Below are 15612 nucleotides of genomic sequence, written 5' to 3' on the forward strand. Positions count from 1 at the left end.
GTCGGCTCGCCTCAGAACCTGATCGAGGCGAGCCGTGCGGCGCCCTCGACCCGGGCGAGGAGGTCCACGGTGCCCGTGATCGTGCCCGGGACGTCGAGGGCGGCGTCCCGCCACGTGTAGCGGCCCGCGGCCCCGACCTCGACCCGGCCCACGGGCTCCCAGGTGCCGGCGTGGTCCCCGGCGCGGCGGACCAGGAGCTCGACCGTCCCCACGGACGGGCCGTCCGGTGTCCCCGGGGCGCCGGCGCCGGAACCTGGTCCGTCCCCGCCCGCACCGGGCGCGCGGCACGTGCGGGGCCCGGTCGTCGAGGCGACGGACAACGTCGCGCGCGGCACGCCGTCGAGCACGAGGCCGTCGTAGCGCGCCCAGCCCGACGTCCGGCCGGCCGCGACCTCGATCGCCGAGCCCTCCTCGGGGGTACGGTCGCTCGTGAGCACCCCGTCGTACGCGTCGAACCCGTGGGCGAGGAGCGTCACCCCGTCGAGCGGTCGGGCGGGGCGGGGCGCACCCGTGACCCGCAGGGGAGCGCGGACCGGGAGGTCGACGCTCGAGGGGCCCGTGCCGATCGCGTAGCGGCCCGGCTGGAGGTGGAAGGCCCCGGGCGACGACGTGCCCCGACCCTCCGCGCTCAGGCCCACGTCCCAGACGGCGAGGCGCGAGACGTCGATCGCGAGGTCGACGCTCGCGGCCTCGCCCGGCGCGAGGTGGACCCGGGTGCGGGCCACGAGGCGACGGCGTGGTGCGGCCACCGGCAGCTCCCGGGTGAGCCCGTACAGGGCCACGAGCTCGTCGACCGGTCGGGTCCCCGTGTTGCGCAGGCGCACGGTCGCGGTGAGGGGCGCGACCCGGGCGGTCACCTCCTCGGGGGTCGTCCCGGTCGCCGAGGGGAGCTCGGGGGTCGAGAGCGTGATCGCGTCGTACGCGACCGTGGACCAGGACAGGCCGTGCCCGAACGCATACAGGGGGTCGGCGTCGCTGTACCAGTAGGTCGTGCCGGCCGACACGACGTCGTAGTCGAGGATCTCGCCCGCGTCCCGGGTCTCTCGCCACCACGTCTGCGCGAGGCGTCCGGTCGGCTCGAGGTCGCCCGAGAGCACGTCGACGAGCCCCGGGCCCAGCTCCTGCCCGCCGTGCGACGTCCACACGACCGCGGCGGCCTCGTCGGCGACCGACCCCAGGGCGTAGGGGTAGCTCGAGACGACAACGAGGACGGCGGGGCGGCCCGACTCGTGCGCGACCTTCCAGATCTCCTGCGCGCCCGTGGGCAGGTCGAGGTGCGGGCGGTCCTCGGTCTCCCGGCCCAGCACGTGGGGGTCGTTGCCCACGGCGACGAGGACGACGTCGGCCTCCGCGGCGACCCGGGCGACCTCCGGGGCACCGGCCCGCACGGTCCGCACCGTGAACCGCTCGGCGGCCGCTGCGTCGTCGGCGTCGGCGACCAGCAGGCCGCTGCCGTGCTGGACGCGCACCCACCGGCGGCTCCCGACGTGCTGGAGCGACCACGACCCGTCGGCGTGGCGGTGCGAGCGGAAGGTCTCCTGCGCGATCCAGCCGCCGATCCGCTCGGCGTCCGCCGCGAGGATCCACGAGGACCCGGTGAGCAGGCGGCCGCTCGCGACCGAGCGCAGCGTCAGGACCCCCTCACCCCAGTCGGTCACGTCGAGGTGGGTGCTGCGCGTCGAGGTCGGGGACGTCGCGGTCAGGACCGACGCGTCGTCGCTCACCTCGACGTACGCGCCCGTCGAGCGGGAGCGCAGCGCGACCCGGTCGGCGCCGTCGGCGACGAGGACCTCCGCTCCCGGGTAGCGCGCGACGAGAGCTGCGGCGATCGACGTGGTGTACGGCGGTGTGCCCGAGTACCAGTCGTGGACCACCCGGTCGGCGTGGGGGCCGACGACCGCGACCCGGGTCGGGGCGGCAGGGAGCGGCAGCGCCCCGCGGTTCGAGAGCACGACGACGCCGCGCGCGACCGCCTCGCGCGCGAGCGCCCGGTGCTGGGGCAGGTCGATCGCGTCGGGACCGATCGACCGGTAGGGGTCCTGGTCGGGTGGGGAGAGCTCGCCCGTCCGGGCGCGCAGGACGAGGAGGCGCAGGACCGCGCGGTCGACGTCGGCCTCGCTGACCAGGCCGGCGTCGAGCGCCGCCGTGACGCGCTCGACCGTGAGGCGGGGGTCGGCGTCGTTGTCGGTGAACGAGTCGACGCCGGCCCGCAGCGCGGCGGCGTGCGACGCGGTGTGCGTCGGGAAGTAGCGCTCGGACTCGACCAGGTTGGTGGGGGCCGCGGCGTCGGAGACCACCGCGATCGAGCCCGGGGCCCAGCCTCGCAGCTCGTCCAGGAGCTCGCGGGCGACGTGGTTGGGACGCCCGTTGACGAGGTTGTAGGACGGCATGACGGCTCCGACCGTGCCGGAGGCGACCGCGCCCCGATAGGCGGGCAGCTCGTACTCGCGCAGCGCCTGGGGTGGGAGGTGCGAGCTCGTGACCGACCGGTCGACCTCGTTCGAGTAGCCGAGGAAGTGCTTGAGCGTCGGCACGGTCTTCCAGACCGTCGGGTGCGTGCCGCGCAGCCCCCGGGCGTAGGCCGTCGCGAGCTCTGCGGTCAGGTGAGGATCCTCGGAGAACCCCTCCTCGCCGCGGCCCCAGAGGGGGTGGCGCAGCGGGTTCACGACCGGTGCCCAGACGTTGAGGCTCACCGTGGGGTCGGCCGCGTGCTTGGCCCGGACCTCGGTCGCCACCGCGTCGCCCACGCGGGTGAGCAGGTCCTCGTCCCACGAGGCCGCGAGCCCCACGGGCTGGGGGAAGACCGTCGCGGTGCCGAGCCACGAGACCCCGTGCAGGGCCTCGGTGCCGGTGCGGAACGGGGCGAGGCCCAGCCGCTCGACGGCCGGGGCCGCCTGGTGCAGCATGGCGATCTTCTCGTCGAGCGTCAGGAGCGCGAGGACCGCGCCGGCCCGGACCTCGACGGGGTCGAGATCAGGGGCGTCCTGGGCCAGGTCGGGGGCGTCGTGGAGAGAGTGCATGGCTCCTCGTTCTTCGAAACGGTTCGACAATGAACCGGGTACGTACAGGCCAAGAGGGGTGTCGGTATCGTCCACCAGATCGCGCAGCGAGGCAAGGTGGTCACGTTTCCACGGTTGCTATTGCTTCACCCGGTGTGCGTGCCATAGAGTCCTGGGCGTCGAACCGCTTCGACGTTCTTCGAGGCTGACGACGAGCATCCACGAACGGTCTGGCTCCGCCAGCCCGCACCATGGCACGATGCCGTGCCGCGTTATCCACGAAGGAGTGAAGAACGCCCATGAAGAGGCAATCCGCTACCTCACCGATGCAGGGCACGCTCAATCGCCGCTCGTTCCTCGGCCTGCTCGGCGCCGGGATCGCCGTGGTCGGCGTGCCCTCGCTGCTCTCGTCGTGCAGCACCGCGGGCGCCGGGGTGAACGCCGGCACAGCCGGCAAGGTCAGCGCGGGCGTGCTCCCGGGGTACTTCCCGGTCGAGTACGTCTCGCCCGACTTCCCGAGCGTCAACGGATCGACGGCGGGCTACGCCTCGATCCCGAAGGAGCTCGTCAAGGCGTTCCCGAAGCCGCCCGGGAGCGGCGGGACCTACACCGCGATGACGCCGCTGTGGGGCACCATCCCGCCGACCAAGGGCAACCAGTACTTCGACGCGGTCAACGAGGCGTCGGGGACCACGCTCGCGTTCCAGATCAGCGACGGCAACACCTACGGGGACAAGCTCGCGGCCGTGCTCGCGTCCGCGAAGGACGTCCCGGACTGGGTCTCGATCCCCTCCTGGAACGTGCCGCCGCGCTTCGGTCAGGCCGTCGACGCGCTGTTCGAGGACCTCACGCCGTTCCTCGCCGGGGACGCCGTCAAGAAGTACCCCAACCTCGCGAACATCTCGACCGACACCTGGAAGTTCTGCGTCTTCAACGACAAGCTGTACGCGCTGCCCTTCCCCGGCGAGATCATCACCGACGCCACGTTCTACCGTGCGGACGTGTTCGACGAGCTCGGCATCACGGCGCTGCCCACGAACGCCCAGGAGCTGCTCGACCTCGCCAAGGAGGTCACGGACCCTGCGGCCAAGCGGTGGGGGGCCAACGACCTGTGGGTCACGGCCACGCAGATGTACTCCGTCCCCCCCAAGTGGAAGGTCGACGACGCGGGCAAGCTGGTCCACCGGGTCGAGACCGACGAGTACCGAGCGGCGCTCGAGTGGCAGTCCAAGCTCTACGCGCAGGGCTCCGTCCACCCCGACGCGGTCGCGGACAACTCCGGCGACGCCAAGCAGCGCTTCGAGTCGGGCCAGGTCCTCATCTCGAGCGACGGCCTGGGTGGCTGGCACGAGGCGCTGGGACGCAACCTCCCCATCAACGCCGCGTACTCGCAGCTGCCCTTCGCCCCCTTCGCGGCCGACGGCGGCAAGGCCACCCTCTTCAAGGGCAACCCCGCGAACATCTTCAGCTTCCTCAAGAAGAACTCCGACAAGGCCAAGATCGAAGAGCTGCTGGCGGTCGCGAACTTCCTGGCGTCCCCGTTCGGCACCGAGGAGTTCGCGCTCATCAACTACGGGGTCGAGGGCGTCCACTACGACCTGGACGAGAACAACCTTCCCGTCTCGACCGACCGGGCGGCGACCGAGCTCCAGCCGACCTTCATCTTCCTCACCGACCCGCCGGTCGTGAACGCCAAGGTCCAGTACCCGGGCTTCGTCGAGGCCTTCTGCACCTGGATGGCCGACGCCGCGAAGACGACCGTCGACCCGGTCTTCTACGGTCAGCAGATCACCGAGCCCAACCAGTACGCCTCGATCGCCCAGCCCTTCGAGGACCTCGAGAAGGACATCGCGCGCGGCCGCAAGTCCATGACGGACCTCGACGCGGCGATCACCACGTGGAAGTCCGCCGGCGGTGACGAGCTGCGCGCGTTCTACCAGGACATCCTGGACGCGCAGTGACGCTCCACGTCGGAGACCGCGACGGGGCGCCCACCGTGGCCACCGCCGACGGCGAGGTCCCGGGCCCGACGGACGCGACGCCGTCGGGCCCGGGAGGGGGCGCCGCCGCGGTGGCGGACCCCACCGCCCCGTCCGTCCCCGCGGTCCGCAAGATCCCCTGGCGGGTCCGCCTCCGGCGCGACCGGTCGCTGATCCTCATGACGCTGCCCGCGGTGATCCTGCTGGTCGTCTTCGCCTACGTCCCCATGCTCGGCAACGTCGTCGCGTGGCAGGACTACTCGCCCTACGTCGGGATCGGCGGCAGCCCGTTCATCGGGTGGGCCAACTTCGAGCGCATCTTCACCGACCCGCTCTTCCTCGACGCGATCGTCAACACCCTGACGATCACGGCGTTCCAGCTCGTGTTCTTCTTCCCCGTCCCGATCGTCCTCGCGCTCCTGCTCAACAGCGTCGTGACCCCGGGTGTGCGGACCATGATCCAGTCGATCGTCTACCTGCCGCACTTCTTCTCCTGGGTGCTCGTCGTGACGATCTTCCAGCAGATCTTCGGTGGGGCCGGCTTCATCAACCAGCACCTCGCGGCGGCCGGTCACCAGGGCTTCGACCTCATGACGAACCCCGACACGTTCCTGCTGCTCATCACGGCGCAGTCGGTCTGGAAGGACGCGGGCTGGGGGATCATCATCTTCCTCGCCGCGCTCAGCACCGTGGACCCGGCGCTGTACGAGGCCTCGGCCATGGACGGCGCGGGCCGGTGGCGCCGCATGTGGCACATCACCCTGCCCGCGTTGCGGCCGGTCATCATCCTGCTGCTCATCCTGCGCCTGGGCGACGCGCTCACGGTCGGGTTCGAGCAGCTCATCCTCCAGCGAGGAGCCGTCGGGGCGGGCGTGTCCGAGGTCATCGACACGTTCGTCTACTACCAGGGCGTCGTCAACGGCGACTGGGCCTTCGCGGCCGCCGCGGGGCTGGTCAAGGGGATCGTCTCCCTGCTCCTGGTCCTCGGCGCGAACAAGCTGGCGCACGTCTTCGGAGAAGCGGGAGTGTACAAGCGAGCATGAGCACCACGACGAACGCGGACCGGGTCCCGCGCAGCGGGCCCGACAGCACAGGCGTGCCGGGCGCTCCCGGCCGAGCGACCCCCGGCTCGTCGGGAGGCGCCCCCGCCGCCAGGCGGCGCCGACGGTCCAAGCACCGCGCCCCCTGGGAGGGCGACCCGCACCCCGTGGGGGCGGTCGCCAAGGTGGTGATCCTCGCCGCGATCGTGTTCGTGGTGGTCTTCCCGCTCTACACGATCATCCTCACGTCGCTGTCCTCGCAGGCCGACATCACGCGCTCGGGAGGCCTGGTCACGATCCCCGGGTCGCTGAGCCTGAGCGCGTACTCGCAGATCCTCGCGGGCGGGATCGTCACGCAGGCCGCGCTCGTGAGCATCGGCGTGACGCTCGTGGGCACGCTGCTGTCCACGTCCGTCTCGATCCTGGCGGCCTACGGTCTGAGCCGTCCGGGCTCGTTCGGGCACCGCCCGCTGCTGTTCACGCTGCTCGTGACCATGTTCTTCGGGGCGGGCATGATCCCGACCTACCTGCTGGTCAGTGCGCTCGGGCTCATCGACACCTACTGGTCGTTGATCCTGCCGGGCGCGGTGTCGGCGTTCAACGTGCTCATCCTGCGGGCCTTCTTCATGGGCATCGACCGGAGCATCACCGACGCCGCGCGCATCGACGGCGCGGGGGACTGGCGCATCCTGGGCCGGATCGTCATGCCCATGTCCAAGGCGTCGATCGCGGTCGTCGCGCTGTTCTACGGCGTCGGGTACTGGAACGCGTTCTTCAACGCCATGCTCTACATCAACGACAACGCCAAGTGGCCGCTGCAGCTCGTGCTGCGCTCGTACGTGCTCCAGGGCGTGACCCTGCCGGGCAGCGGGGTCAACCAGGTGGACGTCGCGGCGGGGGCCGTGACGGGGCTGCCGGTCAAGATGGCCGTCATGGTCCTGGCCGTGATCCCGATCCTGGCGATCTACCCGTTCGTCCAGCGGCACTTCACCAAGGGCGTGATCTTCGGGGCCATCAAGGGGTGACCTGAGGGCTCCGACGACCGACCCGCAGCTACCGTGGCGCCCCGCGGGTGCTGCCCCGGTCGGTCAGCACGGGGGCGAGCAGCCTGGTCTCGGCCGGCTGGTCGCCCCCGAGCCGCGCCACGACCATCTCGACCGCGACCCGGCCGATCGCCTCGGCCGGGATGTCGACGCTCGTCACGGGGGACTGCATCGCGAGGGCGACGTCGGTGGGGCACACGGCCACGACCGAGACGTCGCCGGGCACGGACTTGCCGCGCTCGCGCAGGTGCGCGAGCACGTGCGGCAGCGCGACCTCGTTGTGCACGACGACGCCCGTGACCTCCGGCATCGAGTCGAGGAGCCGGTCGACCGCGTCGTAGGCGCCCGCCACGGACGACTCGGCAGGCTCGACCGCGAACGTCGCACCCGCCTGCTCGCACGCCGTGGTGAAGCCTCGCAGCATGCGTTCGGCGTAGGACGTGTGCCGCTCGAGCACCGCGGGCGGCGAGCCGATCAGCGCGACGTGCCGGTGCCCCCGGTCGAGCAGGTGCCGGACCGCGGTGCGTCCCGCGGCCTCGAAGTCGAGGTCCACGCAGCTCAGGCCCGCGGGGTCGCGGGGGAGCCCGATCAGCACGGTCGGCTGCTTGAGACCCACGAGGACAGGGATGCGCGGGTCGTCGTCCTCGACGTCCATCATGACCAGGGCGTCGACCATCGAGCCGCTCGCGACCCGGTCGAGGCCCGTGGTGTCGTCCTGGGTCAGGAGCAGGACGTCGTGGTCGACCGCCCGCGCGCTCGTCACGACGCCGGCGACGAACTGCATGATGACCCCGACGTTGACGCCCACGCGCAGCGGTGCCATGAGCGCGATGACGTTGGTGCGCGCCGAGGCCAGGGCACGCGCCCCCGCGTGCGGCCGGTAGCCGAGCTGCTCGATCGCGCGCTCGACGCGGTGCCGCGTCGCCGCCGAGATCGGGCGCTTGCCCGACAGGACGTAGGAGACGGTCGAGGCGGAGACCCCAGCGGTCTTCGCGACGTCATCGATCGTGGCCACGGTGTGCTCCTTCTCGAGCGGGGACGGCGGGGGACGGCGGACCCCCGGCGGATGGTCCGGCGGCATGGCCGACGAGGTCCTGGGAGGCGGTCGGGTCCGTGACGGAGGACGTGCCGGACGCGCCGAGGGCCTCGTGCCCGAGGGCAACCCTAGCGCCGGGCGCGAGGTCGACGTCGGTGCGGCGTCCGTCCGCGGTGCGCAGACTGGCGCGCACGGCGCGCGCCGGGGGAGCGGTCAGCCGGACCTCGGTCACGCGCAGGTCCCGCCAGGTGATCCCCACGAGGAGCCCGCCGCGCGCCCGCAGCCCGTCGACCTCGCCCTCGGGCCAGGCCGCGGGGAGCGCGGGGAGCAGGTCCAGGTGGTCGGTGTGGCTCTGGAGGAGCATCTCGGCGATCGCCGCCGTGAGGCCCAGGTTCCCGTCGACCTGGAAGGGCGGGTGCGCGCTGAAGAGGTTCGGGTAGAGCCCGCCGCGGTGCGGGGCGGGCTCGCCCTCCCGCGGGCCCGACGGCGCCTCGACCGTCCGCAGCGCGAGCTGCACCTGGTCGTGGGCCCGGTCGCCCCGCCCCAGCCGCGCCCACAGCGCGGCCCGCCAGGCGAGGGACCAGCCCGTCGACTCGGGGCCGCGCAGGTCGAGGCTGCGTGCGGCGGCCCGGCACAGGGCGGGATCCTCGTCGGGCGTCAGGCTCCCCAGGGGGAACAGTCCCACGAGGTGCGAGAGGTGCCGGTGCGCGGGCTCGGCCTCGGGCAGGTCCTCGGCCCACTCGAGGAGTTCCCCCCGGGGGCCGACCCGCGGGGAAGGGAGGAGCGCGACCGCGGTCTCGAGGTCGGTCAGCCACCCGGGAGCCTCGCGCACCGGGCCGCCCGGTTCCACGAGCGCGTCGTGCGCGGCGCGGCACGACGCCGCGAGGTCGCGCAGCAGGGCGACGTCCATGGTGACCGACGTCGCGACGGCGACGGGGACGCCGTCGGGCCCGACGTAGTGGTTCTCGGGGGACGTCGACGGTGACGTCCAAGCGCGGCGCGGCGCCCCCACGAACCCGTCGGCGTCGCGCGGGGCGTCGGTGCAGATCCAGTCGAGCGCGAAGAGCCCCGCTCCCTCGAGGACCGGCCACGCCACGTCGCGCAGGTAGTCCGGGTCGGGCGCGAACACGTAGTGGTCCCAGACGTGGCGCGCGAGCCAGGTCCCTCCCAGCGCCCAGCTCGCCCAGGCCGGGTCGCCGTGCCCCGCGCCCACGGGCCAGGCGTGCCCCCAGGCGTCGGTGTTGTGGTGCGCGACCCACCCGCGCGTGCCGTAGAGCGTCGCGGCCGCCCGGGCCCCGGTGCCCCGGGCGATCCGTGCGGTCAGGTCGAGCAGAGGTACGTGGCACTCGGCGAGGCCCGCGGTCTCGGCCGCCCAGTAGTTCATGGGTGTGTTGACGTTGAGCGTGTAGCTGCTGCTCCACGGCGCCGGGAGCTCGTCGTTCCACAGGCCCTGCAGGGTCGCGGGGAGGCCCCCGGGTCGCGAGCTCGAGATCAGGAGGTAGCGGCCGTGGTGGAAGGCGAGCGCGGCCAGCGTGGGGTCCGCGGCGTCGACCGGTGTCGCCTCGCCGGCGGCCGGGCGCCGCAGGTGGTGCTCGGTCGTCGTGGTGCCCGTCGCGTCCTCCCGCGCGGGGGCCGGCCCGAGCCGGAGCCGGACCCGGTCGAAGAGGCGACGGTGCTCGTCGACGTGGCGGCGTCGAAGTCGTTCGACGATGCCTGCGACCAGGTCGTCCGTCGCGGTGCCCGGCACCCCGGGGGCTCCCTGGTCGCCGAGGGCCGCGACGGCGCTCGCGGTCGCGCGGGCGGACGCCTCGGCTCGCGAGAGCGGTCCCGCGGACGTCGGGTCCTGCGAGGTCGCGGTCGCGACGACGAGCACGTGCCGCCGCGCCGCGGGCAGGACGAGCAGGCCGTCCTCGACCCGCGCACCGGGGGCCGCGACGACCGCGACCGCGTGCCGCCCGCCGTCGGCGTACCGCACCGGGACCTCGACGCTCTCGTGGCCCGGAGCGACGTCGACCGGGAGCTGTACCTCGTGCCGCAGCACCCCGTCGGAGAGGTCGCTGCGGGCCTCGGCGAGACCGGGGCCCGCCCCGGGGGCGGGGTGCGAGCGGGGGACAGCGACCGGCGCCGGCCGCAGGACGCTCGAGACGCGGACCGTGAGGATGCTCGGTGCGCTGGACGTGACCGTGTGGACGAGCACGTGGTCGGCGGCGCTGACCCACGTCTCGTGACGGACGTCGGGGCCCGGCCGCACCGACCCCGGCAGAGAGTACTCGTGCGACGCGACGGCCTCGTGCAGGTCGAGCCGTCGCGTGTAGCCGGCAGCCCGGCTCGTCGCGGGTGCGCCTGGCCCGCTGAGCGCGCTGAGCCCGCCGAGCCCGTCCGGCCGTCCTGCCTCGGCCGTCCGGGCGGCCCCGTCCGAGTCCTCACCCGCCCCGTCGGCGGCCTCGACGGTCACCCAGACGTCGACGAACGGGAGGTAGGCCTGCGCGTACGGGGTCTGCACGTCCTGCAGGAGACGCTCGGCGCGGTGGGTGTCTCCTGCTGCGACGGCCTCCCGGACCGCGGCGAGGTGCGCGGGTCCGTGGGCCCGTGGGGCGTCGGGCGTCCAGGCCGGGGGGCGTGCACCGGTGCTCGCGGCCCCGTCGCGGGGGAGAGGTTCGGTCCCCGTGCCGGACCACACGGTCGCGTCGTTGACCTGGAGCCGCTCGGTGCCGATCCTGCCGAAGCACATGGCGCCGATCCTCCCGTTGCCCACCGGAAGCGCTTCGACCCAATCTTCTGCGGGCCGGTCGTCCACGAGCGACCATCTGTCGAACGGGCCGCTCGGCGAGCCTCGATGCTCGTCTTGCCGCGCGATCATGCGGTTTGCCTCCTCGTGGCAGCAGGGTGGACACAGGCTGTCCCGGAGGCCGTGTTCGACGATGCGTCTCGCAAAGACGCTGGACAGGACCTCGGCGGTCAGACTAGCGTGTTGAACCGCTTCGATGAAGTGGAGACCAGGAGAGGCAATGACGCTACTGACCCCTGACCGCGCCGGCGGTCGCCCGTCCCCGGGCACGGACCCGGCCCTCGGGCTCGCCCCGCTGACGACCGAGCTCGGCGTCCTGTTCGGCGGCGACTACAACCCCGAGCAGTGGGACCCGTCCGTGTGGCGCGAGGACGTCCGGCTCATGCGGCAGGCGGGGGTCAACCTCGTGACCGTCGGTGTCTTCAGCTGGTCGCGCTACGAGCCCCAGCCGGGCGTGCGGGACTTCGCCTGGATGGACGAGGTCCTCGACCTCCTGCACGCGCACGGCGTCGCGGTGGACCTCGCGACACCGACGGCCTCGCCGCCGCCCTGGCTCGGGAAGCTGTACCCCGAGACGCTGCCGGTCGACGCGGACGGCGTGCGTCTGGGGTGGGGCTCGCGCAACCAGTTCAGCCCGGCCTCACGCATCTACCGGGAGCGTGCGCTCGCGATCACCCGTGACCTCGTCGAGCGGTACGCCGCGCACCCGGCGGTCCGGATGTGGCACGTGGGGAACGAGTTCGGTCAGGTCTGCCACGGCGAGGAGTCGGCGGTCGCGTTCAGGGGGTGGCTGCGCGAGCGCTACGGCTCCCTCGCGGCGCTCAACGAGGCGTGGGGGACGTCGGTCTGGTCGCAGCACTACGGGCGGTGGGAGGAGATCACCCCTCCTCGCCGGGCGCCGTACCACCTCAACCCGACCCAGGTCCTGGACTTCCGTCGCTACTCGTCCGACGCCCTGCGGTCGTTGTTCCGCGAGCAGCGCGACCTGATCCGCGAGATCGACCCCGTGCGGCCCGTGACGACGAACTTCATGGGATTCTTCCCGCTCGTCGACTACTGGTCGTGGGCCGAGGACCTGGACGTGGTCGCGGACGACGCGTACCCCGACCCGACGGACCCGCACGCCGCGAGCACGTCGGCGCTCACGCACGACCTCATGCGCTCGCTCGGGCGCGGTCGCCCCTGGGTCCTCATGGAGCAGGCGGCCGGCGCCGTGAGCTGGCGCCCGCACAACCTCACCAAGTCGCCCGGGCGCTCGCGCCTCGAGTCGTTGCAGGCAGTGGCCCGCGGGGCCGACGCGATCTGCTTCTTCCAGTGGCGGGCCGCGACCAAGGGGCCCGAGCGTTTCCACTCGGCCATGCTCCCGCACGCGGGCCCCGAGACCCGCGCGCACCAGGGGGTCCGGCGGCTGGGGGCGGACCTCGCGAGGCTGCGTCCCGTCGTCGGCTCGCGCGTCGGGGCACGGGTCGCGATCCTGTTCGACTGGCCGAGCTGGTGGGCGTCGCAGGGCGAGGCCCTGCCGACGGACCGGCTCGACGCCCTGGCGCAGCTCCGGTCCTGGTACCGCCCGCTGTGGGAGGACGGCGTCGCGGTCGACGTCGCCCGCCCGGGTGAGGACCTGTCGGGGTACGACGTCGTGCTCGCGCCTCAGCTCTACCTGCTCACCGAGCCCGCGGCGGACACGCTGCGCGAGCACGTCGTGCGGGGAGGGACGCTCGTGCTCGGCCCGTTCGGAGGGGTCGCCGACGAGTCCGCGCACGTGCGGACCGGACGCTTCCCCGCCCTGCTGCGGGACGTCGTCGGGGTCAGCGGCGAGGAGTGGGTCCCGCTTCCCGACGACGGCGCGGAGGTCGTCTGGACGGCCGGGCCGCCGGGGCGGCCGGGGGAGCCGTCGCGAGCGCCGGCCGGGACGCCCGACGCGTCGTCGTCGCGGTCGGGCTCCTTCCGGGCCGAGGTCCTCGGCGAGCTGCTGCGCTCCGAGGGTGCCGAGGTGCTCGCGTCGTTCCGGGGCGGACATCTCGACGGGGCCCCGGCGATCACGCGTCACCGGCGCCCGGGCTCGGGCGCGGCCTGGTACGTCGGGACCGTGCCACCGCAGGACGCCCTCGCGGACGTGCTGCGCCAGGCGATCGCCGAGGCGGGCGTCGAGGGGGCCGCGCCCGCTGTGCGCGTCCCCGGCGTCGAGGTCGTCCGGCGCGGCGACGCGCTCTTCGTGCTCAACCACGGCCGGGGCACGGTCCGCGTCCGCGTGGAGGACCTGCTCCCGGGGTCGTCGTCCGCCCTCCCACGTCATCCCGGGTCCGAGGTCGTCGACCTCCTGACCGGGCTCCCACCTGCCGCCGGCGAGGTCGTCCTCGCGGCCGACGACGCCGTCGTCCTGATCGAGAGGAACTCATGAAGTTCACGGATGGTTACTGGAAGCTGCTGCCGGGCGTGACGCTGCTGCGGCCGCAGTCGGTCGACGAGGTCGTCGACGACGCCGGGCGGCTCGTGGTGTACGCGCCCACGGCACCGATCCTGACGCGTGGTGACACGCTCAACCGGCCGCTGGTCACGGTGTCGTTCGACGCACCCATGGACGACGTCGTGGGGGTGCGCATCGAGCACCACCAGGGGCGGCGGGACACGGGCCCGCACTTCGAGGTCGCGCGCGCGTCGGGGGACTCCAAGGTCGTCGTGCCCCTCGTCGAGGGGGAGCACGGCGCGTCGCTGACCTCGGGCAGGCTCGCGGCGCGGGTCGCGACCGACGGCGGCTGGCGCGTGGACTTCGTGGCCGACGGCAGGGTCCTGACGAGCTCGACGGACCGCAGCGTCGGGGTCGTCACGACGCCCGACGGCGCCCATCACGTCCGCGAGCAGCTCACGATCGGCGTGGGCGAGCACCTGTACGGCCTGGGCGAGCGCTTCGGCGCCCTGGTCAAGAACGGGCAGTCGGTCGACATCTGGAACGAGGACGGCGGGACGGCGAGCGACCAGGCGTACAAGAACGTCCCGTTCTACCTGTCGGACGCGGGCTACGGCGTGTTCGTGGCCCATCCCGAGCGGGTCTCGTTCGAGGTGGGCACCGAGGTGGTCTCGCGCACGCAGTTCTCGGTCGTGGGCGAGACCCTCCAGTACTACGTGATCTACGGGGCGACGCCCAAGGAGATCCTGAGCCGGTACACCGCGCTCACGGGCCGGCCCGCCAGGGTGCCCGCCTGGTCGTTCGGCCTGTGGCTGTCGACGTCCTTCACCACGGACTACGACGAGGGCACCGTGACCTCGTTCATCGACGGGATGGCAGAGCGCGAGATCCCGTTGAGCGTCTTCCACTTCGACTGCTTCTGGATGCGGCAGTTCCACTGGTGCGACTTCGTGTGGGACCCGGCGACGTTCCCCGATCCCGAGGGCATGCTCGCGCGGCTGCGTGCCAAGGGGCTGCGGATCTCGGCGTGGATCAACCCGTACGTCGCCCAGCGCTCGCACCTGTTCGCCGAGGGGCGCGAGAAGGGGTACCTGGTGCTGACGCCCGCGGGCGACGTCTGGCAGTGGGACATGTGGCAGGCGGGCATGGCGCTCGTCGACTTCACGAACCCGGACGCGAAGGCCTGGTACCTCGCGCAGCTCAAGGGCCTGCTGGACCAGGGCGTGGACTGCTTCAAGACCGACTTCGGCGAGCGGATCCCCACGGACGTGGTGTGGCACGACGGGTCGGACCCGCAGCGCATGCACAACTACTACGCGCACCTGTACAACGAGGCCGTGTTCGAGCTGCTGCGGGCCGAGCGCGGCGAGGGCGAGGCGGTGCTCTTCGCCCGCTCGGCGACCGCGGGCGGACAGCAGTTCCCGGTCCACTGGGGCGGGGACTGCGAGTCGACCTACGCGTCGATGGCCGAGTCGTTGCGCGGCGGGCTCTCGCTCGCGCTGTCGGGGTTCGGGTACTGGAGCCACGACATCGGGGGCTTCGAGGGCACGCCGGACCCCGCGGTCTTCAAGCGCTGGGCCGCGTTCGGCCTGCTGTCCTCGCACAGCCGCCTGCACGCCTCGGACTCCTACCGCGTGCCGTGGGCGTTCGACGACGAGGCCGTGGACGTCACCCGGGCCTTCACACGGCTCAAGATGTCGCTCATGCCGTACCTGGCCCGGGTGGCGGGGGAGGCGCACGGGCAGGGGGTCCCGATGATGCGGCCCATGATGCTCGAGTTCCCCCAGGACCGGGGGACGGCCGGCGTGGACACCCAGTACATGCTGGGCGACGCGCTGCTCGTCGCCCCGGTGTTCAGCACCGAGGGCGACGTCGAGTACTACGTCCCGGAGGGGAGCTGGACGAACCTCCTCGACGGGCGCTCCGTCTCCGGGCCGCGGTGGGTGAGCGAGCGGCACGGGTTCGACTCGCTGCCGCTCCTGGTCCGCCCGGGCACGGTCCTGCCGGTGGGCGGGCGCACGGACCGGCCCGACTACGAGTGGGCCGACGGCGTGACCCTGCGCCTGTTCGAGCTGCCCGACGGGCACGACTCGACGACCACGGTCCCGTCGGAGACGGGCGGGCCGACGACGTTCCGCACGCGCCGCGAGGGCGCGCGGGTCACGGTCTCCTCGGACGACGCCCGGGCGCCGTGGGCCGTGCAGGTCGGCGAGCAGGTCGTCCGCGCCGAGGGCGCGGGGAGCGTCGAGCTGTCCGTCTGACCTGCCCTGCCGCGTCGCTGCGCGGGTGACGGGGGGGCGGGGGTGGGCGGCGCCGTCGGGCA

At 73.1% G+C, this 15612-nt stretch carries 8 protein-coding genes; 5 read left to right on the forward strand and 3 right to left on the reverse strand.

All coding sequences use genetic code 11. From position 1 onward, the window contains the following. Positions 1 to 11: 11 nt before the first annotated feature. On the reverse strand, positions 12 to 3020 hold the full coding sequence (locus tag NHG27_RS08205; protein ID WP_497015745.1) for a glycoside hydrolase family 3 C-terminal domain-containing protein: 3009 nt from the start codon (positions 3018 to 3020) through the stop codon (positions 12 to 14). A 278-nt stretch (positions 3021 to 3298) separates the two neighbouring features. Here NHG27_RS08205 and NHG27_RS08210 point away from each other — a divergent pair, with 278 nt between their 5' ends. The 3 genes from NHG27_RS08210 (at position 3299) to NHG27_RS08220 (ending at position 7043) form a co-directional block, all read left to right on the forward strand. Next, the gene (locus tag NHG27_RS08210) at positions 3299 to 4960 is read left to right on the forward strand and encodes a type 2 periplasmic-binding domain-containing protein (protein ID WP_497015747.1); all 1662 of its coding nucleotides are present in this window, start codon (positions 3299 to 3301) and stop codon (positions 4958 to 4960) included. Between the two features lie 110 nt (positions 4961 to 5070). Beyond that, positions 5071 to 6021: an ABC transporter permease gene (locus tag NHG27_RS08215; RefSeq protein ID WP_497015763.1), complete on the forward strand. Its 951-nt coding sequence runs from the start codon at positions 5071 to 5073 to the stop codon at positions 6019 to 6021. Further along, positions 6018 to 7043: a carbohydrate ABC transporter permease gene (locus tag NHG27_RS08220; RefSeq protein WP_497015749.1), complete on the forward strand. Its 1026-nt coding sequence runs from the start codon at positions 6018 to 6020 to the stop codon at positions 7041 to 7043. Before NHG27_RS08215 ends, NHG27_RS08220 begins: the two co-directional genes overlap by 4 nt. 28 nt (positions 7044 to 7071) lie before the next feature. Here the strand turns inward: NHG27_RS08220 and NHG27_RS08225 are convergent, their stop codons facing one another. Further along, positions 7072 to 8076 (reverse strand): LacI family DNA-binding transcriptional regulator, encoded by a 1005-nt coding sequence (locus NHG27_RS08225; protein ID WP_377616867.1) that lies wholly within the window; start codon positions 8074 to 8076, stop codon positions 7072 to 7074. After that, positions 8060 to 10957, reverse strand: coding sequence for a glycosyl hydrolase family 95 catalytic domain-containing protein (locus tag NHG27_RS08230; RefSeq protein ID WP_497015752.1), 2898 nt, complete (start codon positions 10955 to 10957; stop codon positions 8060 to 8062). Before NHG27_RS08230 ends, NHG27_RS08225 begins: the two co-directional genes overlap by 17 nt. Positions 10958 to 11105: 148 nt before the next feature. Here NHG27_RS08230 and NHG27_RS08235 point away from each other — a divergent pair, with 148 nt between their 5' ends. Together NHG27_RS08235 and yicI are read left to right on the forward strand one after the other, a co-directional pair. Next, positions 11106 to 13283, forward strand: coding sequence for a beta-galactosidase (locus tag NHG27_RS08235; protein ID WP_497015754.1), 2178 nt, complete (start codon positions 11106 to 11108; stop codon positions 13281 to 13283). Then, positions 13280 to 15550 carry an alpha-xylosidase gene (gene yicI, locus NHG27_RS08240; RefSeq protein ID WP_497015756.1) on the forward strand — a complete coding sequence of 757 codons (2271 nt, stop codon included), beginning with the start codon at positions 13280 to 13282 and terminating at the stop codon, positions 15548 to 15550. The genes NHG27_RS08235 and yicI overlap by 4 nt, the downstream gene beginning before the upstream one ends. Positions 15551 to 15612 lie beyond the last annotated feature (62 nt).

It is taken from the genome of Oerskovia sp. 140933 (genome assembly GCF_059651515.1).